This is a genomic window from Desulfovibrio sp. ZJ746 (assembly GCF_011039155.1).
In the GTDB taxonomy this organism is placed as follows: domain Bacteria; phylum Desulfobacterota; class Desulfovibrionia; order Desulfovibrionales; family Desulfovibrionaceae; genus Desulfovibrio.
Map to the genome: position 1 here is coordinate 81,617 of NZ_JAAKEK010000004.1, position 20,356 is coordinate 101,972.

Consider the following 20,356-nt stretch of genomic DNA (forward strand, 5'->3'; position numbering starts at 1 on the left):
CCGGAGGCCGGAGCGGATGAAAGGAGGGCGGCCTCGTGCCGCCCTCCCCGGGCCGCTGAACTTTCAGCGGCCCCGAAAATTGCGAGGAGGCTGCGGCTTTGCCGCGCCGTTGACCGAGCGATTTTCGTGCCTTTGCGTCCGGCCGCCGCGCGGCCGGGCGGGCGGCCCCGGCTTGGCGGGGCCGCCTCCACCAGAGGAGGGCGGCCTCGTGCCGCCCTCCCTGATGCGTTGCGTTTTGCCCCTAGTCGGGGATGATCTGGATATAGGGCTTCTTGAAGAAGGTGGTCACGCCGGTCTTGGGATCGAACTTCGAGTTCACGAAGCACTTCCACTTGCTGTCGTCGAGGCCGAGGCAGTCAGCACGGTAGTAGAAGCCCGGATAGCGGGTCTCTTCGCGGAAGGCGATGTGCTGCATGTGCAGGCGCACGGTCCACAGGCGGTGGTAGTTCTCCCAGCAGCGCAAGAGTTCGTGCAGGTCGCGGGCGGCCAGCTTGGCGGAGTCTTCTTCCAGCATGTCGAGCAGGTGGAAGCCCGTCTTCAGCATGGCGTCGGAGGTGGTGTAGTAGGTGGCCACACCGCCGCCGTATTCGTCCGTGTGCTTGATGAGCCGCATCATGAAGTTCTTGGGCGCGATGTAGCTCGGGTTGACCACCGGGTCGGTGGAAACGCCCTTGCCGGCCATGTAGTTGTCGTACGGGCGGTAGACGAGCTTGCGCAGCTCTTCGTCCGATTCCTTGATGGTGGGCTGGAAGTCCTTGTGATCCACGCAGAAGCGCACCATCTGCTTGCCGGCGATGCGGCCCTCGGCGTGCGAGCCGGAGGAGAACTTGTGGCCGGAGGCGCCCACGCCGTCGGCGCAGGTGAACAGGCCCTCGACCGTGGTCATGCGGTTGTAGACCTTGCCGTTGCTGGCGCGGATCTTGTATTCCTCGGGAACCCAGTCTTCGTCCGGGCCGGAGACCCAGATGCCGCAGCAGCCGGAGTGCGAGCCGAGCAGGTAGGGCTCGGTGGGCATGATCTCGGAGCCGCGCTCCTCGGGCATGGTGTCGGTGCAGGCCCACAGGTTGGCCTGGCCCACGCACATGTCGAGGAAGTCTTCCCAGGCCTCGCTCTCAAGGTCCTTCTGCTGCTCTTCGTTGAGGGTGGCGAAGGTGGTGTTGAGGGCGGTCTTGGTGTCCATGTAGATGGGGCCGCGGCCTTCGCGCATCTCGCGCAGCATCATGTGGTTGCGCAGGCATGTGGGGATGACGTTGCCCTTGGCGTAGCCGCGGTCTTCATAGGGCTTGAGCATGGCCTTGTTGGTCACGCTGTAGTCCTGGCCCATGGCGTTGGTGGCTTTCGCCTTGAAGAGCAGGAACCACGCGCCCACCGGGCCGTAGCCGTCCTTGAAGCGGGCCGGGACGAAGCGGTTTTCCATCATGGTCATCTCGGCGCCGACCTGGGCGCAGAGCGAATAGGTGGAACCGGCGTTCCACACCGGGTACCAGGCGCGGCCCATGCCCTCGCCCATGGAGCGGGGACGGTACACGTTCACGGCGCCGCCCGCGCCCACGAGGATGGCGTTGGCGCGGAAGATGTGCACCTCGTTGGCGCGCAGGTTGAAGCCCACGGCGCCGGCGATGCGATTGGGCACGTTCTTGTCGAGCAAAAGCTTGACGATGAACATGCGCTCCATGATGCGGTCTTCGCCGAGGGCGTTCTTGGCCGCCTCGGCCACGATGCACTTGTAGGACTCGCCGTTGATCATGATCTGCCAGCGGCCGGAGCGCACGGGCTTGTCGCCCTTGGCGAGGCTCATGCCCTTGGCCTTGGCCTGGGCGCCGTTGAGGTTGTGGCCGTCGGCGTCCTTGATCCAGCAGGGCAGGCCCCATTCCTCGAAGAGCAGCACGCTGTCGTCCACGTGCCGGCCCACGTCGAAGATGAGGTCTTCGCGCACGATGCCCATGAGGTCGGTGCGGACCATGCGCACATAGTCGTCGGCGGTGTTGTCGCCGAGATAGGTGTTGATGGCGGAAAGGCCCTGGGCCACGGCGCCGGAGCGCTCGAGCGCGGCCTTGTCGCAGAGCAGGATCTTGAGGCCATGCTTGTCGCCCCAGCGGACGGCTTCATAGGCCACGCCGCACGCGCCCATGCCGCCGCCCACGATGAGCAGGTCGACATCGTGCGTTTTGACGCTGGGTTCGGAAATCGGCACGCCCTTGGCGGGTTCGTTAACAGGAATCGTCGGCATCTTCGTATTCTCCTTCTCGCGTGCGCGGCTGGCTAGTTGCTGTGGGCGATGACGGTCGAGGTCTTGTCGGCCTCCTGAACGTCAAACTTCTTCTTGATGGGGGCCTGGGGCTCGGCGAGCTTGGTCTCGGTGAAGAGGCACTCGTCGTCCAGGTTGGCGCCCTCGGGCTTGCCCTCGTAGGGCTTGATGGAGCCTTCCGGCGTGGTGCGGATGGGGAACTTGAAGCGCTTCACGCTGCCGTTGCGGAACTGCACCGTCCACATGATGGAGTCGGCCGAACGCAGGGGAATACAGACGCCGCCCATGGGGCAGAAGTCGGCGTAGGGGCGGGCGGAGATGGCGCCCTGCGGGCAGATCTTCACGCAGGAATAGCATTCCCAGCAGGCATCCGGCTCCTGGTTGTAGGCCCTCATGGCCTCGGGGTCGAGGATCATGAGGTCGTTGGGGCAGATGTACATGCAGGCGGTCTTTTCGCCACCCTTGCAGCCGTCGCATTTGGACGGATCGACAAACGTCGGCATACGTGTCCTCCACTCGTAAGAAGTTATGCCGTGCTCATGCCGGGAACGGCGCGCCCCCCCGGGCGCCTGCGGATCCCCGAGCCGAAAACGAAGAGCGCATGGCTTGCGAAATTAGTAACAAGGCGCGGCGCTTTGCGTCAAGCCCCCTTTTTAAAAATTCCCGGGTTCTTAAGTGCAAAGTTGTTGTATTTCCACTAGTTATTCGGGGAAAAAATATCGGCGCCCCGGGCCTTGAGTGACCCGGGGCGATGCGGGATGTCATCACTGGGGAACTTTTGCAAGAACCTTCCTTATACTCCGTCTGGAGCGAAGCGGAAGACGGATGCGGGGGGCCGGAAGAATCCTAAAAAATAAGATTTTTCGGTGCTGGCAAGGAAGATAAAAATTTCCGAAGGGAGTGTACTCAAGTACTCGACCGAGGAAATTTTTCTCTGACGCAGCCAGCGCCGAAAAGGCTGTTTTTGACGGATAATTTCGGCGTCGGGATGGCGCAGGGTGCATCACCGCCAGCACCCCTACCAAAAAGCCCATCCGTGCAACAGTACCCGGCTGCTACCCCTTGAGTACGTCCTCCAGCGTGATGGCGAAACTGTCGAGCTGCACTTCCCCGATGGTGAGCGCGGGGAGGAGGCGCAGGGTCTTGCCGTGGGAGAGGTTGCAGATGAAGCCGCGCCGCAGGAGCTCCTCCCACACGGGCTTGCCGTCGCCCGCAAGCTCCACGCCGATCATGAGGCCCACGCCGCGCACCTCGCGGATCTTTTTGGGCATGCGCTCCTGAAGGCCGCGCAAGCGCTCCATGAGGGCGGCGCCGAGCTTGCCCGCGCGCTCGGCGAGGCCGTCGCGCAGCATGATCTCCACCACTTTCGCGGCCACCGCGCTCGTGAGCGCGCCGCCGCCGAAGGTGGTGGCGTGGCTGCCGGCCTCGAAGCCACGGGCCATCTCGTCCGTGGCCAGCATGGCGCCCATGGGGAGGCCATTGGCCAGCGACTTGGCCACGCTGATGGCGTCGGGCGTGAGGCCCGCGTGCTGGAAGGCCCAGAATTTGCCCGTGCGGCCCATCCCGCACTGCACCTCGTCGCAGAGGAAGAGCACATCCCGCTTGCGGCACAGGGCCTCCACGCCGCGCAGATAGTCGTGCGGCAGGGGTACCACTCCGCCCTCGCCCTGCACGCATTCCACCAAAACGGCGGCGGTGGCCGCCCCCATGGCCGCGGCCAGCGCGTCGAGGTCGGCCGCCGGCACCTGCCGGAAGCCCTCGGGCAGGGGCGTGAAGCCGTCGGAAAGGCTCGCGCGGCCCGTGGCGGCGAGCGCGCCCAGGGTACGCCCGTGGAAGCAGCCCTCGAGGGTGATGATCTCGTAGGCGTCGCGCTGTTTCACCTTGCGCATGTAGCGCCGGGCGAGCTTGATGCAGGCCTCGTTGGCCTCGGCGCCGGAATTGCAGAAAAAGGCCTTGCTGTGGTGCGTGGTCGAGAGCAGGCGTTCGGCGAGGTCGAGCTGCTCCCGCTGGTAGAAGAGGTTGCTCACATGCCAGAGCTTGCGCGCCTGGGCCTCCAGGGCGGCGTTGACCTCGGGATTGCAGTGGCCGAGGCTCACCACGGCGATGCCGGCCAGAAGGTCGATGTATTCCCGGCCGTCCACGTCCCAGAGGCGGGAGCCCTCGCCGCGCGCGATGGCCAGCGGATAGCGGCTGTAGGAGCGGCACAGCAGGCGCTCTTCCTCTGCGCGGATGGTGTCGAAGGCGTGCGACATGGGAGACTCCTTTGCGGCGGCGCCGCGTGCTGGTGAGACTGGGGAAAGGACTAGCGGCCCGTGTGGCCGAAGCCGCCGGCGCCGCGCCCGGTGGGGGCGAGCTCGGGCACTTCCTCCCAGGCCGGGCGCGCGTAGGGCTGAAAAACGAGCTGCGCCACGCGCTCGCCCTGCCTGAGCACGCGCTCCTCGTCGGAAGTATTTAAGAGGTAGACGCGGATCTCGCCCGTATAGTCCGGGTCGATGAGGCCCACGCCCTGCGCCACGGTGAGCCCGTCGCGCGCGCCGAGGCCGCTGCGCGAATAGACGAAGGCCGCCCAGCCGGGCGCAAGGGGCTGGACGCTCAGGCCCGTGGCAACGGCGAGGCGGCCGCCCGCGGGGATGCGCGTTTCCGGCACCTCGAGGCAGGCGCGCAGGTCGATGCCGGCGGAATGGGCCGTGGCCGGCGCCGGCAGGGCGTTCCCGTCCGTGGCATAGAGCTGAGCCGCGCCGGGGCGCGTGAAGGCGAGGCGCACAGGGAGGGCCGGAGCAGCCCCAAGGCCGGAAGTTTCGTTCATGCCGCCTTGTAGCGCAGCGTCCGGCCGACTGCAAGGGGAAGCGGGGAGAAGCGGCAGGCGCCCTTTTGCATTGACCCGCCACCGTGGCCGGGCGTATGGGAAGGGCACACCTCAGCCGGGGAATACGCATGACCGCACCCACGCCCACAGAAGCGCCGCTGCCCGAACAGCTTTATGGCGTCATCGGCTGGCCGCTCGGCCAGAGCCTTTCGCCGCTTCTCCACAACACGGGCTTCCGGGCCCGGGGCATCCCGGCAGCCTATTTGCGCTGGGAGGTCCCGCCCGAGGGCCTCGGCACCTTCATGGAGGCCGTGCGCCTGCTCGACATCCGGGGCTGCTCCGTGACCATCCCGCACAAGCAGGCCATCCTGCCCTTTCTGGACGTGGTGAGCGAGGCCGCCACCCTGGCCGGCGCCGCCAACACGCTCTTCTGGAAGGAAGAAGCCCTCTGCGGCGACAATACGGACGTGGCGGGCTTTCTCACGCCGCTCGGGCCCGTGCCGCTGGAGCGCATGGACGCGCTGTTGCTGGGCGCCGGCGGGGCCGCGCACGCCGTGGCCGCGGCCCTGCGCCTGCGCGGCTGCCGGCAGGTGCGCGTCGCCACGCCAAGCAACAAGCGCCACCTTGAACTCGCCGAGCGCTTCGGCTTCACGCCCGTGCTCTGGGAAGAACGCTACGCCGCGCCCGCGGGCCTTGTCATCAACGCGACACCGCTCGGGATGCACGGAAAGCATGAAGGCGAAACGCCCTATGACTTCGCGCTGGCCCCGCAGGTGGCGGGCGGCATCGCCTACGACATCGTGTACAACCCGGCCGAGACGCGCTTTTTGCGCGAGGCGGCGGCTTACGGGCGGCGCTGCATCGACGGGGTCGCCATGTTCTTCGGCCAGGCGGACGCGCAGTTCCGCATCTGGACCGGGCAGGCGCTCCCGGAACAGGCGCGCGAAGCCCTCATGGCGGCGCTGGGCGCCCGCTGAGGCGGGGAGGGGGAATAGCCATGAACATCCTTGTCCTGCACGGGGTCAACCTGAATATGTTCGGCCGGCGCGACCCCAAGCAGTATGGCACGTCCACGCTGGCCGACATCGACGCGGCCCTCGCCGCCCTGGCCGCGGAGCTCGGGGTGGGGCTTGCCACCTTCCAGACCAATTACGAGGGCGCCATGGTGGAGCGCATCCACGCCGCCCTCGATGACGGCACGGCCGGCGTGGTCATCAATGCCGGCGCCTGGACGCACACGAGCCACGCCATCGCCGATGCGCTCGCCATCCTCGCCGTGCCCGTGGTCGAGGTGCACATGTCCAACGTGCACGCGCGCGAGCCCTTCCGGCACGAGAGCGTGCTCGCCCGCGTCGTTGCGGGCAGCATCGCTGGCTTTGGCGTCATGAGCTACCTGCTCGGCCTGCGCGCGGCCGTGGCGCTGGCTGGGCGTTCCGGCAGCTAAGAGCCCGGGGCTGCGCCCCCACCCGGCCATTCCACTCCCCGGGGCGGGGGGGCTGGATTTTCGTTCGTGCTTCCTGTACGCTGACGGGAAACGCGGTGTTTTGCCTTCCCGGTTATATAACCTGCGACCAGTTTCGGAGTTGCCATGATGAATGCCATCTCCCTTGGCCGGATGCGCGATGCGGCCTTCACCCGCGAGGTGGAGGAGCGCAGCGGCCAGGACATCTCCACCTGTTACCAGTGCGGCAACTGCACGGCCGGCTGCCCGGCGGGCTTCGTCTATGACCGCCAGGTGAACCAGATCATGCGCGGCGTGCAGCTCGGCCTCAAGGAGCAGGTGCTCAAGTCCAATGCCGTCTGGTTCTGCCTCGGCTGCTCCATGTGCAGCCAGCGTTGCCCCAACAATATCGACGTGGCCCGCGTCATGGAGACCCTGCGCCACATGGCGCGCCACGAGGGCGACGTGACCGTGCCCCGGGTGGAGAAGTTCTGGCTCTCCTTCCTCGATACGGTGCGCGCCTTCGGCCGCACCTGGGAGATCGGCACCATGGCGCTCTACATGTTCCGCTCGCTCAGGCTCACCACCGACCTCGACCTCGCGCCGGCGGCGCTCAAGCGGCACAAGCTGCCCTTTATCCCGAAGTGCGCGCCCGACGAGGGCGCGGCCGCTGCCGGGCGCATCCTTTCGCGCTACAAGGAGCGGGCCAAGGCCAAGGGGGTGCGGCCATGAAGTTCGCCTATTATCCGGGCTGCTCGCAGGAAGGCTCGGCCCTCGACTACGGCAAGTCCACGGGCGCGCTCTGCGCGGCGCTCGGCATCGAGCTCGCCGAGATCCCGGGCTGGAGCTGCTGCGGCTCCACGCCGGCCCACGCCGTGGATACCCAGCTTTCCGCCGCGCTCTGCGCGCGCAACCTCGACCTTGCGGCCAAGGAAGGCGCCGAGCAGGTGGTCACGCCCTGCCCGAGCTGCCTCTCCAACCTCAGGCTCGCGGCCGACCGCATGAAGGAGCCGGCCTTCCGCAAGGGCGTCAACGAGCTCCTGGACGCGCCCGCCGCCGAGGACTTGCCGGAGAGCACTTCGGTCATGCAGCTCATCGGCCGCGTCTATGACGCGGACACGCTGGCCGCCCGCGTGAAAAATCCGCTGACGGGCATCAGGCTCGCGGCCTATTACGGCTGCCTCATGAGCCGCCCGGCGGACGTGATGCAGTTCGGCGACCCGGAAAACCCCACCCTCATGGAGACCCTGCTTTCCGCCTGCGGCGCGGAAATGGTGGAATTTCCGCTCAAGACGGTCTGCTGCGGCGCGTCCTTCGGCATCCCGGAGCGGCCGCTCACGGCGCGCAATTCCGGGCGCATCCTCGAGCTCGCGACCCGGCTCGGCGTGGACGCCATCGCCGTGGCCTGTCCGCTCTGCCAGATGAATCTTGATCTCAGGCAGAAGCAGGCCGAGAAGGCCGAGGACGCCTTTTTCCACATGCCGGTGCTCTATTTCACCCAGCTCATGGGCCTCGCCATGGGCATCGCGCCCGAGCACCTCGGTCTGGACCAGCTCTGCGTGAGCGCCGGGCCCCTCCTGCGCAAGATGGAGGCCGCGAGCGCCAAGGGCACGGAAGCCAAGGGAGGCAAGGCATGAGAATCGGCGTTTTCGTCTGCCATTGCGGCAGCAATATCGCGGGCACCGTGGACGTGGCCCAGGTGGCCGAGCGCGCCCGCCAGTATCCCGATGTCGTTTACGCGGACGACCCCATGTACACCTGCGCCGAGCCCGGGCAGCAGGCCATCGAGCAGGCCATCCACGACTACAAGCTCGACGGCGTGGTCGTGGCCTCCTGTACGCCCAGGATGCACGAGCCCACCTTCCGCCGCACCGTGGAGCGCGCGGGCCTCAACCCCTACATGTTCGAGATGGCCAATATCCGCGAGCACGTCTCGTGGATCGGCAAGGACAAGGAGGCCAACACCAACAAGGCCGCCGAGCTCGTGCTCATGGCCGTGGAAAAGCTGCGCCGCAACCGGCCGCTCTCGCCCAAGGCCTTCGAGGTGACGAAGAAGGTGCTCATCATCGGCGGCGGCGTGGCCGGCACCCAGGCCGCCCTCGACTGCGCGGACGGCGGCGTGCCCGTCATCCTCGTGGAGCGCGAGGCCACCATCGGCGGCAAGATGGCCAAGCTCGACAAGACCTTCCCCACCGTGGACTGCTCGGCCTGCATCCTCGGGCCCAAGATCGTGGACGTGTCCCAGCACCCGCTCATCACGCTCTATGCGTATTCCGAGGTGGAGGACATCTCGGGCTATGTGGGCAATTTCACGGTGAAGATCCGCAAGAAAACGCCCTATGTGGACTGGAGCAAGTGCACGGGCTGCGGCGCCTGCACCGAGAAATGCCCGAGCAAGAAGACGCCCGACGCCTTCAACGAGTTCATGGGCGACACCACGGCCATCAATATCGCCTTCCCCCAGGCCATCCCGAAAAAGGCGGTGATCAACGCGCCCTACTGCCGCAAGCTCACGAGCGGCAAGTGCGGCATCTGCGCCAAGGTCTGCCCCACGGGCGCCGTGGATTACGAACTCAAGGACGAGTATGTCACCGAGACCGTGGGCGCCATCGTGGCGGCCACGGGCTATGACCTCATGGACTGGTCCGTCTATGAGCAATACGGCGGCGGCCGCTACCCGGATGTCATCACGGGCCTCCAGTACGAGCGCCTGCTCAACGCCTCGGGCCCCACGGGCGGCCACGTGGTGCGGCCCTCGGACGGCCGCGAGCCGGAGAACGTTGTCTTCATCCAGTGCGTGGGCTCGCGCGACAGATCCGTGGGGCGCCCCTACTGCTCCTCGTTCTGCTGCATGTACACGGCCAAGCAGGCCGTGCTCACCAAGGACCATTTGCCCAATTCCCATTCCTATATCTTCTATATGGACATCCGCGCTGCGGGCAAGCTCTATGACGAGTTCACGCGCCGCACCATGGAGGAATACGGCACCCACTACATCCGGGGCCGCGTTTCCGCCATCTACCCGGACGGCGAGGGCCGCTACGTGGTCATGGGCGCGGACACGCTCATGGGCGAGCCCATCGAGATCAAGGCCGACCTCGTGGTCCTCGCCGTGGGTATCCAGGCCAGTGCTGGCGCCGCCAAGCTGGCGGAAAAGCTGCGCATCTCCTATGACGCCTACGGCTTCTTCATGGAGAGCCACGTCAAGCTGAAACCCGTGGAGACCAACACCGCGGGCGTTTTCCTCGCCGGCGTGTGCCAGGGCCCCAAGGACATCCCGGCCTCGGTGGCCCAGGGCTCGGCGGCGGCGGCCAAGGTGCTCGGCCTCTTCGCCAAGCCCCAGCTCGAGAGCGACCCGGCCATCGCGCATGTGGACATGCGCCGCTGTGTGGACTGCGGCAAGTGCATCCGCTGCTGCCCCTTCGGCGCCATCGAGGAAGTGAACATGCGCGGCGTGAACAAGGCGCAGGTCATTGAAACGGTCTGCCAGGGCTGCGGCCTCTGCGTGGCGACCTGTCCGCAGGGCGCCATCCAGCTCTCGCATTCCACCGACAACCAGATTCTCGCGGAGGTCAACGCGCTATGCCGGTTCTAGAAGGCAAGGAACTGCGGATCGTCGGCTTTCTCTGCAACTGGTGCTCCTACGGCGGCGCGGACACGGCCGGCGTGGCGCGCGCCGGGCAGCCCACCGACCTGCGCGTCATCCGCGTGCCCTGTACGGGCCGCGTGGACCCGCTCTTCATCGTCAAGGCCCTGCTGGAGGGCGCGGACGGCGTGCTCGTTTCCGGCTGCCACCCGCGTGACTGCCACTATTCGGTGGGCAATTTCTACGCCCGCCGCCGCCTCGAAGTGGTGCGCGAGTTCTTGCCCGTCATCGGCATCGACCCGCGCCGCTTCGCCTACACCTGGGTGTCGGCCTCGGAGGGCCAGCGCTGGCAGGAGGTGGTGCAGAAATTCACCGCCGAGATCCATGACCTCGGGCCCGCGCCGCGCCTCGAGGACGCCAAGCCCCTGCTCAGGCTCGCCGACATGGCTCTCACCTCCCTGCATCCGCTGGGCACCGGGGAGAAGGCGGCGCTCGCCGAGCTCAAGGAGGCCATCAAGGCGAAGCTCCCGGAGCTCGAGTTCGTCATCGGCTGGCAGCAGGGCTATGACGCGGCGCATACCGTGCCGCTCTTCATGAAGACCCCGGAGGATGTGGACAAGCTCGTCTGGGGGCCGCTCAACGTCAACAATCTGGCCGTCTATCTGCCGCAGTTCAAGGGCAGGAAGGTCGGCATCGTGGTCAAGGGCTGCGATTCGCGCTCCATCGCCGAGCTGTTGCAGGAAAAGCTCATCAACCGCGAGGACGTGACCATCTTCTCCATCCCCTGCGAGGGCGTGCTGGACATGGCCCGCGTGAACACCGAGCTCGGCCGCTACACGAAGATCGACAGCGTGACCATGGACGAGGCCTCGGTGACCATCACGGCCGACGGCAAGGAGCACCGCTTCTGCATGACGGAATGCGCCCAGGGCAAGTGCTATGGCTGCACCACGCCGGGCGCGGTCATCGCCGACCAGCGTTTCGGCACGCCCGTGGAGGTGACGCCGGCCGCGCACACGCCGCCCGAGCTCGCCATGCTCGACGCCATGAGCCTTGAGGAACGCATGGGCTTCTGGAAGGCGCAGATGGAGCGCTGCCTGCGCTGCTACGCCTGCCGCAACGCCTGCCCCATGTGCGTCTGCCGCGACTACTGCATCTCCGATGCCCGCGATCCGCACTGGATGAGCCAGGGCGAGAGCGCGCGCGACAAGCTCTTCTTCCAGACCATCCACGCCCTGCACCTCGCCGGGCGCTGCACGGGCTGCGGCGAGTGCCAGCGCGCCTGCCCCGTGGGCATCCCCATCCTCGCCCTGCGCCAGCAGATCGCCCGCGCGGTGGGCAAGCTCTTCGGCGGCTACCAGTCCGGCATCAACCCGGAAGCCATCCCGCCGCTGTTGACCTACGCCGTGGAAGAACCGCATATCCATGAGAGGGACTGGTAATGAGCAAGATCCGTTTTGTCGCTTCGGACGGGCTTCCGGGCCTTGCGGCCAGCCTCGCCAAGGGCGGCCGCCGCGTGCTCGTGCCCGTGGAAAAGCCCGCGGCCTCCAAGCCCTCCGTGGTGTTCGCGCCCTATGAGCCGGGTATCAAGATGACCCTCGCCAAGGCCACGGTGCCCCCCAAAGAGGCGGTGCTGCCGGAGTGCGAGACCCTGATGACCTTCCAGAAAAGCCGCGACCCGGCGGACCTCAACCAGACGACGCTGGCGCTCACGGCGGTGGAAGAGGGCGTGCCCACCGTGGTCTTCGCCTGCCGCCCCTGTGACGCGCGCGGCTTCGCGGCCTTGGACAAGCCCTTCCTCGAAGGCCTCTATGCCGATCCCTACTACAAGGCGCGGCGCGAAAAGCTCACGGTGGTGAGCCTCACCTGCGCCACGGGCTGCGAGACCTGCTTCTGCCACTGGGTGGGCGGCGGCCCCACCTCGCCCATCGGCTCGGACGTGCTGATCACCGAGATCGAGGGCGGCTATGTGCTCCAGGCCATGACGGGGAAGGGCGAGGAACTCCTTGAGGCGAGCGGCCTTCCCGACGGGGCCGACAAGTTCCCGCTGGCCGAGGCCGCGCGCAAGGCCGCCTGGGCGAGCCTCGTGCCCGCGCCCGACCTCAAGGCGGCGCAGGAAAGCCTCAAGGCCATGTTCGAGGACACGGCCTTCTGGGAGGCCGAGACCGCGCGCTGTCTTTCTTGCGGGGCCTGCACCTACTTCTGCCCCACCTGTTACTGCTTCAACATCACGGACGAGGGCGAGCCGCAAAGCCCCTGCGGCGGCCGGCGCCTCAGGAGCTGGGACAACTGCATGTCCTCGCTCTACACGCGCGAGGCCAGCGGCCACAATCCGCGCCCGGAGAAGTACCAGCGCATGCGCAACCGCGTTTCGCACAAGTTCTGGACCTACCCGGAAAACTGGGGGCCCTACCTGTGCAGCGGCTGCGGGCGCTGTATCACCAACTGCCCGGTGTGCCTCGACATCCGCGCCATCGTGCTCGACGCCGTGGCCGCGGCCAAGGGCAAGGTCTAGGGCCTTCGTGGCATCTCTTGAAGTCCATTTGTGTGAAAGGAGCTGATTCATGGCAACCAGGAAGACTGCCGGAAAGGCCAAGGCCGCTCCCAAGGCTTCGGACGCCGATACGAAAAAGACCAAGGGCCGCGCCGCCCCGGCTGCCGGGGGCAAGAGCGCCAAGGCCGACAAGGCCGTGAAGGCCCCCAAGGCCGTGAAGGAGGCCGCGCCCGCGGAGGAAAAGGCCCTGCCCGCGGACGAGCAGCCCATGCTGACCGAATTGAAGGAAGCGCCGCTCCCGGCCGTGGAGGGCGAGAACCTGCCCGTGCCCGAAAACGAGGCACCTCACGCCGCCAAGGCTGCGGAAGCGCCCAAGGCCCCGAAAGCGGAAGCTGCCAAGCCCGCGCCCAAGGCTGCCGAAAAGGAGGAGGCGGCCCCCAAGCCCGCGCCCAAACAGGATGCCGCCGGCAAGCCGGGCCCGCGCATGCCCCAGGGCATCTCGCCGCGCCCGCTCATGACCGGCAACCCGTACCTCCCCAAGCTCGCCACCGTGGTGGAGATCATTCAGGAGACGCGCAATATCCGTACCCTGCGCGTGGTGCTGGACGACGCCGAAGCCATGGAGAACTTCACCTTCGAGCCCGGGCAGGTGGGGCAGGTCTCGGTGTTCGGCGCGGGCGAAGCCACCTTTGTCATCAATTCGCCGCCGTCCGAGAAGAGCTTTCTCCAGTTCTCGGTCATGGACGCCGGCGAGGTGACGGACGCCATCCACCACCTCTCGCCCGGGGACAAGGTGGGCGTGCGCGCGCCGCTCGGGAATTATTTTCCGTGGAAGGACTGGAAGGGCAAGAATGTCTTTTTCATCGGCGGCGGCATCGGCATGGCGCCCATCCGCACCATCATGCTGCACCTCTTGGAGCGCAAGGAGGATTACGGCAAGATCAGCCTGCTCTACGGCGCGCGCAGCCCGGTGGACATGGCCTACAGCTACGAGCTCGACGACTGGAAGCAGAACCCGGATCTCGACTGCACCCTCTGCATCGACAACCCTTATGAGAACTGGGGGCACCGCGTGGGCCTCATCCCCAAGGTGCTGGAGGAGCTCGCGCCTTCGCCGGAGAATACCGTGGCCGTGCTCTGCGGGCCGCCCATCATGATCAAGTTCACCCTCCAGGCGCTGGAAAAGCTCGGCTTCGCGCCCGAGAACATCGTGACCACGCTGGAAAAGCGCATGAAGTGCGGCATCGGCATCTGCGGCCGCTGCAATATCGGCAGCCGCTATGTCTGCGTGGACGGGCCGGTGTTCACGCTCAAGGAATTGCAGGGCTTGCCGCCGGACATGTAGCCGGCCAGAGCCTCGCGTTTGGGGGCCGGTCCCGCGGGTTGCGCCTGCGGGGCCGGCTTCTTTCATTTCGAGTTGGCATTCCCCTTGCATACTAGTAGGCGTTCCCGCTCATGCGGCAATTTTGACGCACCCCGCCTGCGGGCGGTTTTTGGACCAAAGGAGACTGACCATGGAAATTTCCGGCATCCGTTCCGCGCTTCCCTTTGCCTTTCCCACGCTTGACAAGGATGGCGGCGAGGCCGCGCCCGCGCCGGTTGGAGACATGGTCGACATCCACGCGCCCACCCTGCTCGACGACAGCGAGGTGGACGGCGTCCTCGACGACACCCTCTCCATGATCGCGCAGGACAATGTGGCGGCCCTGTCCGTCCACGGCGGCCTTTCCGAAAGCCGCGTCTTCGCCCTGCTCGGCATGTAGCGCCCGGGCAGCCCCCGGGGCCGGCCTTTCGCGCCGCGCCCGCCGGGCATTTGACAGCGCCGCCGGCGAAAGAGTATCAAAATGCCGGGCCGTTCCGTCATGGTGACGGGGCGCCCGGCATTTTTTTCCGGCCTTCCGGCAGGCGGGGCAGAAGCCCGCCTGCCGGATGCCCGGGCTCCACGTCAAGATACCGGCAGGCACTCATGACCGACATTGACCGCCAGATGGCGCTCATCCGGCGCGGCGCGGCGGAAATCATCGACGAGGGCGAGCTTGCCGCCAAGCTGGCGGCCGGCCGCCCCCTGCGCGTCAAGGTGGGCTTCGACCCCACCGCGCCCGACCTGCACCTCGGCCACACCGTGGTCATGCACAAGATGCGCCACTTCCAGGAGCTGGGGCACACGGTCATCTTCCTCATTGGCGACTTCACGGGCCGCATCGGCGACCCCTCGGGCAAGAGCGAGACGCGCCCGCCGCTCACCGGGGAGCAGGTGCTCGCCAATGCCGCGACCTACAAGAGCCAGGTCTTCAAGATCCTCGACCCGGAAAAGACCATCGTGGAGTTCAACTCCCGCTGGTTCGGCCAGATGGGCGCCGCCGACTTCATCCGCCTCGCCGCGCACAGCACCGTCGCCCGCATGCTGGAGCGCGACGACTTTGAAAAGCGCTTCCGCGAGGAGCGGCCCATCTCCATCCACGAATTCCTCTATCCGCTCTGCCAGGGCTATGACTCCGTGGCGCTTCAGGCCGACGTGGAGATGGGCGGCACGGACCAGAAATTCAACCTGCTCATGGGCCGCAACCTGCAGGGCCACTACGGCCAGCCCGGCCAGAGCATCATCACCATGCCGCTCCTCGAGGGCACGGACGGCGTGCGCAAGATGTCCAAGTCCTATGGCAACTATGTGGGCATCAGCGAGCCGCCCGAGCAGATGTTCGGCAAGCTCATGGCCATTTCCGACGAGCTCATGTGGCGCTATTACGAGCTGCTCTCGGCCAAAAGCCTTGAGGACATCGCCGCCCTGCGCGCCGAGGTGGAGGGCGGCAAAGTCCATCCCAAGGCCGCCAAGGAAGACCTGGCCTGCGAAATGGTGACGCGCTACCACGGCGAGGACGCGGCCAGGGCCGCGCGCCAGTCGTTCAACGCGGTCTTTGCCGGGGGTTCCTTCCCGGCGGACGCGCCCGAATATGCCTGCGAGGCCGGCGAGGCCAGCACCCCGGCGGCGTTTCTCGAGGCCGCGGGCCTCGTCAAGAGCCGCGCCGAGGCCAAGCGCCTTGTCAAGGAAGGGGCGCTCAGCGCCAATGGCGAGCGCGTGAACGACGCGGCGGCGCCCCTTGCGGCCGGGAGTTACGAGGTCAGGCTCGGCAAGAAGCGCTTTTTGCGGCTCACGGTGCGCTGAGATCGCCTGCCGCCAGCGGCGGCGCCCGCATCCACCCACGGAGGCACGAGATGCACAAGCTCTATGTGGCAATGGTCGGCCTGCCGGGCCGGGGCAAATCCACCATGGCGCGCCGCATCCGCGACGGGCTCCTGGCGGAGGGCATCGCCGCCAAGAGCTTCAATAATGGCGACATCCGGCGCCAGTTGCTCGGCGCCGAATCCACGGAGCCGGATTTCTACAATCCAGACAACAGCTTCGGGCGCCAGGCGCGCGAAATGATTGCCCGCCGCAACCTTGAAGAGGCGCAATCCTGGCTCGCTTCGGGCGACGGCGAGGTGGCCATCCTCGACGCCACCAACGCGAGCCGCGCGCGGCGCCAGTTCATCGAGTCCAAGCTGCGCGACCATCCCGTGCTCTTTGTGGAGTGCGTCAACGAGGACCCGCTCCTGCTCAACGCCTGCATCCGGCGCAAGGCGGACCTGCCGGAATACGCGTCCTACACCAAGGACGAGGCGCTCAAGAGCTTCATGCAGCGCATCGAGTATTACGAGACCATCTACGACCCGCTGACGGACGAAAAATACTGGATGTGTGTGGATTCCACGGCCAACCGCGTGCTGGCCGAGCGACCGTGCGAGAGCTCGCCCTATTATTCGGCCATCCGCGAGATCGTGGTCAGCGTGTGGACGCCCTGCCTCTACCTCGCGCGCCACGGCCAGACCGAGTTCAACGTCCAGGGCCGCATCGGCGGCGACCCGCCGCTCACCGCCAAGGGCCGCGCCCAGGCCCAGGCGCTGGCGCGCCACATGGAGGGGCGCCCCATCGACTGGGTGTTCACCTCCACGCGCATGCGCTCCCACGAGACGGCGGCGCCCCTGCTGGAAAGCCACCCCGAGGCCCATGTCATGGCCCTGCGCGAATTTGACGAGATCTGGGCCGGCGACTGCGAGAACATGCTTTACTCGGAGATCCGCGAAAAAATGCCCGAGGTCACGGCGGCCCGCAACGCGGACAAGTACGCCTACGCCTATCCCAACGGCGAAAGCTACGCCATCCTGCGCGAGCGCGTGCAGCGCGGGCTTCGGCGCGCCCTCTTCCTCGCGGGCGACCAGCCCCTGCTCATCCTCGGGCACCAGGCCATCAACCGCGTGCTCGTGTCGCTCTTCCTGCGCCAGCGCACCGAAGATGTGCCCTATATCCACATCCCGCAGAACCAGTATTTCCACATCGCGCTCACGCCGCACCGCAAGCTCTTCGAGCGCATCCCCTACGAGGGCAGCGGCGGCGTGCCCGTGGACAAGGACACGGCCCTCAAGGACCCGCAGATTTACGCCTGAGCCGGGGCGCAGACGCGGCGCAGCTAAAAAACACGCCGCCGGGATGCCATGCAAAGGCGCCCCGGCGGCTCATGTTTTTAAGGCGTTTTGTGAATCCGGCGGCTCAGCTCTCCGCGGCTTCGGCCTCCTCCTCGCTCTCGAGATACTTCAGCAATTCCCGGTCATGGCCGAGGATATGCTTGCTCATCCACTTGCCGCAGATGTCGAGGAACTGGTGGATGGAATCCTCGGAATACTTCTTGTTTTCCATCCGGGAGTACAGGCGCGGCACGATGCGGTCGCGCATGCCGTCATGGATGGCCTTGTGCGCTTCATAATCCCGAAAGTCAATGGAGCGCATGTAGGCTTCCTCGTCCTCGAAATGCTTGACCACATAGGTGCGCAGATACTTGACGGCCTCGGCGGCGGCCCATTGCGTGTTGCCGCCCACGCGCACCATCTTGTGCAGGCGGTTGATGACGCGGAAAATTTCCCTGTGGGCATGGTCGATGCTTTCCACGCCGACTTCGTAGCGTTCGTGCCAATCCAGCATGCGGGACCTCACGGGTGACAGGTGACCGTGCCGGAAATCGGGAACACGGGAGAGTATCCCCTGCTACCATGGGGGCGGCTGCCCGTCAATGCCAAGGACGCTTTTGGCCCGGTGCCGGACGGAAGGCCGGCTTCAGCTCCCGGCGCGCGTGAGGTTGGGGCTCACCCCGAAGATGACGAGCTCCATCCAGTCCAGCGCAAAGTCCAGGGCGGCCTCGTCGCCGGCGAGGCTGTCCTCCATGATGCGCGCCTGCCGCTCCTCTGTCACCTCCACCCGCGAAAAGATGCGCATGGTCTCGATGAGCTCGCGGAACTTGTCGAGCTCAAAGAGGCAGAGGATGGCCATGGTGGCGAGCCTGGGCTCGAGCTGCCGCTCCGTGGCGCGCACCATGGCCATGAGGCGCATGTAGCGGTCATTGAAGGCTGTGTAGGGCTCCATGCCCTCGTTGGCGAACCACTGGGCCGGCGTGCGCGCCGTGCCGTGGTCAAAGCCGCGGCAATGCTCCTCCCGCACGAGGAAGAAGCGCTCGTTCACGCCGTCCGTGCCCATGCGGGCGCCGCGCCCGAGCGGGTAGCAGCGGCAGGCGCCCGGGCGGTCCTCATAGACCGAGCAGCCGGCCGGGGTCACGAAGGGGCAGGGCGCGTCGGGGCTTTCGAGCATGCGCAGGAGCGGCAGGGGAAAGCCCGTATCCGGGAAGGAGCGCATGCTGGCGAAGGTGCGCAAAAAGTCCTCGCCGCTCATGCCGAGCTGGCGCCGCAGGCGCACCACGTCATAGGGCGTGAGCGGCAGGGTGAGCTCGGCGCAGCAGCGGTTGAAGCAGGGCATGTGCGGCCCGCAGTCGAAAACGAAGGTCTCGTCCGGGGCGAGCTCGGGCAGGCTTTCCAGCAGGTCGCGGCCTTCGTCCGTGTCGGGCTGGCTGGCCTCGATGTGGTCGGGGCCGGGCAGTTTGGTGCCGTCCATGGGCGCTCCGGGGCGCGGGCGTTCAGAACGCGAGGCGCCGTTTTTGGCGGTTGATGAAGATGACCGACGCCGCATAGCCGAAGGAGCGTGCGTAGTCGGCCAGGCGGTCGAAGGGGCGCCCCACGTCCGCGTGGCGGTGCGCGTCGGAGCCGAAGCAGATGTCCACCCCGGCCTCGGCCGCGAGGCGCATGATGGCAGGCGCCGGGTAAGGCTCGGCAAAGTCCAGGCGCAGGCCCGCGGCCGAGACCTCCATGGCCGTGCCGCTCTCGGCGAGGGCCGAAACGGCAGCCTCGAGCGGGGCCCGGCTTTCCGCGGCGCCGAGCCACGCATGGAAATCGTCCACCGCCCGCAGCTTGATGAAATCCGGGTGCGAGGCCACGTCAACGAGGCCGCTTTTTACCATGGAGGCCATTTCGTAAAAATAGGCGGCAAAGCGGGCGAAGCGCTCCTCGCGCGGGACTTCCGGCCCCCAGTTGGCCACCGCGCCCACAGACATGCCGTCAAGGTAGTGCAGGGAGCCGAGCACATAGTCGAAGGGCCATGCGGCCACAAGCTCGCGCATATAGCCGGGGCGCGAGGGCAGCCAGTCCAGCTCCAGCCCGAGGAGGATGCGCGGGCCGTCGGCGCCGGGCTGGGCGGATTTTTCCCTGAGTCGCAGCACCTCGGCCGCATAGCGCGGGAATTCGGCGGCGAGGTCGCCGGTATAGAGCGCGCAGGAAAAGCCCCCGGGCAGCGGTGAATGCTCGGAAAAGCCGAACCACGCGAGCCCGGCCGCCTTGGCCTGCGCGGCCATGGCGGCCACATCGGCCGTGCCGTGCGAGGCCGTGGTGTGGTTGTGCATGTCGGCAAGGATCATGCGGGCTCCGGGTGTTCGCCGTCCTCCGCCAGCAGGCGCCGGGCTAGCGCCACATCGGCGCCTATCTGGCGGCCGAGCGCGGCCGCATCGGGGAAGCGCTGCTCCCCGCGCAGGCGCGCCACGAACTCGAGGCGCAGGTCCTCGCCGTAGAAGTCGCCTTCCGCATCCAGCAAAAAGCTCTCCACGGTGAGGCGGTCGCCCCCGAAGGTGGGCTTCATGCCGATATTGGTCACGGCGTCGAAGCGCCGCCCCCCGCAGCGCGCGCGCGTTGCATAGACGCCGTTTGCCGGCAGCGCCGTGGCCGCGCCGTCGAGGTTGGCCGTGGGAAAGCCCAGGCCCCGGCCCCTGCCCTCGCCGTGCGCCACCTGCCCCGAAACCGCATAGGGGCGCCCCAAAAGGCGCCGCGCCAGTGCCACGTCGCCTGCGGCAAGGCATTCCCGAAGGCGCGTGGAGCTCACGGGCGCGCCGTCGGCGAGCACCGCGCCCACCTGCTCCACGCCGAAGCCCATGCCGCGCCCGAGCTGCCGCAAAAGTTCCGGGTGGCCGCTGCGGCCCCTGCCGAGGGTGAAGTCATGCCCCACAACGAGTTCGCGCGGCCTGAGCGGCAAGAGGTAGCCGCGCACGAAGTCTTCGGGCGTGAGCGCCGCGAGCCCGCGCGTGAAGGGCAGCTCGAGGATGTGGCGCACGCCAAGGCGATCCAGGAGGGCGAAGCGCTCGGCCCGCGTGCTCAGGGGCGCGTGCGGGCGCTCGGGTGTGAGCACGGTGCGCGGGTGCGGGCGAAAGGTCACGAGCACGCAGTCAAGGCCGCGGGCGCCGCAGACCTCGAGCGTGCGCCGCACGAGCGCCTGGTGCCCCAAGTGCACGCCGTCGAAGTTGCCGATGGTCACGCCCGTGGCAGGCAGCGCGGCAAAGGCGGCGGGAGTGTCGGCGATCTGCATGGCTGGGGCTCGG

19 protein-coding genes are annotated in these 20,356 nt (G+C 67.2%); 11 read left to right on the forward strand and 8 right to left on the reverse strand.

Annotated features, from left to right (window positions below):
• Nucleotides 1-241 precede the first annotated feature (241 nt).
• From aprA to dut, 4 genes are all read right to left on the reverse strand, one after another.
• The gene (gene aprA, locus G7Y54_RS07765) at nucleotides 242-2,230 is read right to left on the reverse strand and encodes an adenylyl-sulfate reductase subunit alpha (RefSeq protein ID WP_165078756.1); all 1,989 of its coding nucleotides are present in this window, start codon (nucleotides 2,228-2,230) and stop codon (nucleotides 242-244) included.
• Nucleotides 2,231-2,262: 32 nt separating this feature from the next.
• Entirely contained in the window at nucleotides 2,263-2,751 is a 489-nt protein-coding gene (gene aprB / locus G7Y54_RS07770; protein ID WP_165078757.1) for an adenylyl-sulfate reductase subunit beta, read from the reverse strand.
• 552 nt (nucleotides 2,752-3,303) lie between these two features.
• Nucleotides 3,304-4,500 (reverse strand): aspartate aminotransferase family protein, encoded by a 1,197-nt coding sequence (locus G7Y54_RS07775; protein ID WP_165078758.1) that lies wholly within the window; start codon nucleotides 4,498-4,500, stop codon nucleotides 3,304-3,306.
• 50 nt (nucleotides 4,501-4,550) lie between these two features.
• On the reverse strand, nucleotides 4,551-5,054 hold the full coding sequence (gene dut / locus G7Y54_RS07780; protein WP_165078759.1) for a dUTP diphosphatase: 504 nt from the start codon (nucleotides 5,052-5,054) through the stop codon (nucleotides 4,551-4,553).
• 128 nt (nucleotides 5,055-5,182) lie between these two features.
• On the opposite strand from dut, the gene G7Y54_RS07785 reads away from it, so the two are divergent.
• The 11 genes from G7Y54_RS07785 (at nucleotide 5,183) to G7Y54_RS07835 (ending at nucleotide 17,057) form a co-directional block, all read left to right on the forward strand.
• On the forward strand, nucleotides 5,183-6,031 hold the full coding sequence (locus G7Y54_RS07785) for a shikimate dehydrogenase (protein ID WP_165078760.1): 849 nt from the start codon (nucleotides 5,183-5,185) through the stop codon (nucleotides 6,029-6,031).
• Nucleotides 6,032-6,051: 20 nt separating this feature from the next.
• Nucleotides 6,052-6,498, forward strand: coding sequence for a type II 3-dehydroquinate dehydratase (aroQ, locus tag G7Y54_RS07790; protein ID WP_165078761.1), 447 nt, complete (start codon nucleotides 6,052-6,054; stop codon nucleotides 6,496-6,498).
• Nucleotides 6,499-6,642: 144 nt separating this feature from the next.
• A complete protein-coding gene (locus G7Y54_RS07795) occupies nucleotides 6,643-7,227 on the forward strand; it encodes a 4Fe-4S dicluster domain-containing protein (protein ID WP_165078762.1) in 585 nt (194 codons plus the stop codon).
• Nucleotides 7,224-8,132 (forward strand): CoB--CoM heterodisulfide reductase iron-sulfur subunit B family protein, encoded by a 909-nt coding sequence (locus tag G7Y54_RS07800; RefSeq protein WP_165078763.1) that lies wholly within the window; start codon nucleotides 7,224-7,226, stop codon nucleotides 8,130-8,132. Before G7Y54_RS07795 ends, G7Y54_RS07800 begins: the two co-directional genes overlap by 4 nt.
• Nucleotides 8,129-10,090: a CoB--CoM heterodisulfide reductase iron-sulfur subunit A family protein gene (locus G7Y54_RS07805; protein WP_165078764.1), complete on the forward strand. Its 1,962-nt coding sequence runs from the start codon at nucleotides 8,129-8,131 to the stop codon at nucleotides 10,088-10,090. The genes G7Y54_RS07800 and G7Y54_RS07805 overlap by 4 nt, the downstream gene beginning before the upstream one ends.
• Nucleotides 10,078-11,523: a hydrogenase iron-sulfur subunit gene (locus tag G7Y54_RS07810; protein WP_165078765.1), complete on the forward strand. Its 1,446-nt coding sequence runs from the start codon at nucleotides 10,078-10,080 to the stop codon at nucleotides 11,521-11,523. The genes G7Y54_RS07805 and G7Y54_RS07810 overlap by 13 nt, the downstream gene beginning before the upstream one ends.
• Nucleotides 11,523-12,596: a 4Fe-4S dicluster domain-containing protein gene (locus tag G7Y54_RS07815; protein ID WP_165078766.1), complete on the forward strand. Its 1,074-nt coding sequence runs from the start codon at nucleotides 11,523-11,525 to the stop codon at nucleotides 12,594-12,596. The genes G7Y54_RS07810 and G7Y54_RS07815 overlap by 1 nt, the downstream gene beginning before the upstream one ends.
• Before the next feature lie 493 nt (nucleotides 12,597-13,089).
• A complete protein-coding gene (locus G7Y54_RS07820; RefSeq protein WP_206214932.1) occupies nucleotides 13,090-13,920 on the forward strand; it encodes an FAD/NAD(P)-binding protein in 831 nt (276 codons plus the stop codon).
• 169 nt (nucleotides 13,921-14,089) lie between these two features.
• A complete protein-coding gene (locus G7Y54_RS07825) occupies nucleotides 14,090-14,338 on the forward strand; it encodes a hypothetical protein (protein ID WP_165078767.1) in 249 nt (82 codons plus the stop codon).
• Nucleotides 14,339-14,541: 203 nt separating this feature from the next.
• A complete protein-coding gene (gene tyrS / locus G7Y54_RS07830; RefSeq protein WP_165078768.1) occupies nucleotides 14,542-15,738 on the forward strand; it encodes a tyrosine--tRNA ligase in 1,197 nt (398 codons plus the stop codon).
• A 50-nt stretch (nucleotides 15,739-15,788) separates the two neighbouring features.
• Entirely contained in the window at nucleotides 15,789-17,057 is a 1,269-nt protein-coding gene (locus G7Y54_RS07835; protein WP_165078769.1) for a 6-phosphofructo-2-kinase/fructose-2,6-bisphosphatase, read from the forward strand.
• Nucleotides 17,058-17,160: 103 nt separating this feature from the next.
• On the opposite strand, the gene G7Y54_RS07840 is transcribed toward G7Y54_RS07835, so the two are convergent.
• The 4 genes from G7Y54_RS07840 to G7Y54_RS07855 all read right to left on the reverse strand — a co-directional run bounded on the left by G7Y54_RS07840 (nucleotide 17,161) and on the right by G7Y54_RS07855 (nucleotide 20,343).
• On the reverse strand, nucleotides 17,161-17,589 hold the full coding sequence (locus G7Y54_RS07840; RefSeq protein WP_165078770.1) for a bacteriohemerythrin: 429 nt from the start codon (nucleotides 17,587-17,589) through the stop codon (nucleotides 17,161-17,163).
• A gap of 132 nt (nucleotides 17,590-17,721) precedes the next feature.
• Nucleotides 17,722-18,549, reverse strand: coding sequence for a YkgJ family cysteine cluster protein (locus G7Y54_RS07845; RefSeq protein WP_165078771.1), 828 nt, complete (start codon nucleotides 18,547-18,549; stop codon nucleotides 17,722-17,724).
• A 22-nt stretch (nucleotides 18,550-18,571) separates the two neighbouring features.
• Nucleotides 18,572-19,405, reverse strand: a complete 834-nt coding sequence (locus G7Y54_RS07850) for a histidinol-phosphatase HisJ family protein (protein WP_165078772.1) — start codon at nucleotides 19,403-19,405, stop codon at nucleotides 18,572-18,574.
• A complete protein-coding gene (locus G7Y54_RS07855) occupies nucleotides 19,402-20,343 on the reverse strand; it encodes a bifunctional riboflavin kinase/FAD synthetase (protein ID WP_165078773.1) in 942 nt (313 codons plus the stop codon). The genes G7Y54_RS07850 and G7Y54_RS07855 overlap by 4 nt, the downstream gene beginning before the upstream one ends.
• Nucleotides 20,344-20,356 lie beyond the last annotated feature (13 nt).

Excerpts from the sequence above, each read along its gene's own strand:
- G7Y54_RS07805 (WP_165078764.1), top strand. The coding sequence starts at position 8,129 with ATGAGAATCGGCGTTTTCGTCTGCCATTGCGGCAGCAATATCGCGGGC.
- tyrS (WP_165078768.1), top strand. The coding sequence starts at position 14,542 with ATGACCGACATTGACCGCCAGATGGCGCTCATCCGGCGCGGCGCGGCG.
- G7Y54_RS07845 (WP_165078771.1), bottom strand. The coding sequence starts at position 18,549 with ATGGACGGCACCAAACTGCCCGGCCCCGACCACATCGAGGCCAGCCAG.
- dut (WP_165078759.1), bottom strand. The coding sequence starts at position 5,054 with ATGAACGAAACTTCCGGCCTTGGGGCTGCTCCGGCCCTCCCTGTGCGC.
- G7Y54_RS07840 (WP_165078770.1), bottom strand. The coding sequence starts at position 17,589 with ATGCTGGATTGGCACGAACGCTACGAAGTCGGCGTGGAAAGCATCGAC.
- G7Y54_RS07795 (WP_165078762.1), top strand. The coding sequence starts at position 6,643 with ATGATGAATGCCATCTCCCTTGGCCGGATGCGCGATGCGGCCTTCACC.
- aprA (WP_165078756.1), bottom strand. The coding sequence starts at position 2,230 with ATGCCGACGATTCCTGTTAACGAACCCGCCAAGGGCGTGCCGATTTCC.
- G7Y54_RS07835 (WP_165078769.1), top strand. The coding sequence starts at position 15,789 with ATGCACAAGCTCTATGTGGCAATGGTCGGCCTGCCGGGCCGGGGCAAA.
- G7Y54_RS07800 (WP_165078763.1), top strand. The coding sequence starts at position 7,224 with ATGAAGTTCGCCTATTATCCGGGCTGCTCGCAGGAAGGCTCGGCCCTC.
- G7Y54_RS07785 (WP_165078760.1), top strand. The coding sequence starts at position 5,183 with ATGACCGCACCCACGCCCACAGAAGCGCCGCTGCCCGAACAGCTTTAT.
- G7Y54_RS07815 (WP_165078766.1), top strand. The coding sequence starts at position 11,523 with ATGAGCAAGATCCGTTTTGTCGCTTCGGACGGGCTTCCGGGCCTTGCG.
- G7Y54_RS07825 (WP_165078767.1), top strand. The coding sequence starts at position 14,090 with ATGGAAATTTCCGGCATCCGTTCCGCGCTTCCCTTTGCCTTTCCCACG.
- aprB (WP_165078757.1), bottom strand. The coding sequence starts at position 2,751 with ATGCCGACGTTTGTCGATCCGTCCAAATGCGACGGCTGCAAGGGTGGC.
- aroQ (WP_165078761.1), top strand. The coding sequence starts at position 6,052 with ATGAACATCCTTGTCCTGCACGGGGTCAACCTGAATATGTTCGGCCGG.
- G7Y54_RS07850 (WP_165078772.1), bottom strand. The coding sequence starts at position 19,405 with ATGATCCTTGCCGACATGCACAACCACACCACGGCCTCGCACGGCACG.
- G7Y54_RS07855 (WP_165078773.1), bottom strand. The coding sequence starts at position 20,343 with ATGCAGATCGCCGACACTCCCGCCGCCTTTGCCGCGCTGCCTGCCACG.
- G7Y54_RS07810 (WP_165078765.1), top strand. The coding sequence starts at position 10,078 with ATGCCGGTTCTAGAAGGCAAGGAACTGCGGATCGTCGGCTTTCTCTGC.
- G7Y54_RS07820 (WP_206214932.1), top strand. The coding sequence starts at position 13,090 with ATGACCGGCAACCCGTACCTCCCCAAGCTCGCCACCGTGGTGGAGATC.
- G7Y54_RS07775 (WP_165078758.1), bottom strand. The coding sequence starts at position 4,500 with ATGTCGCACGCCTTCGACACCATCCGCGCAGAGGAAGAGCGCCTGCTG.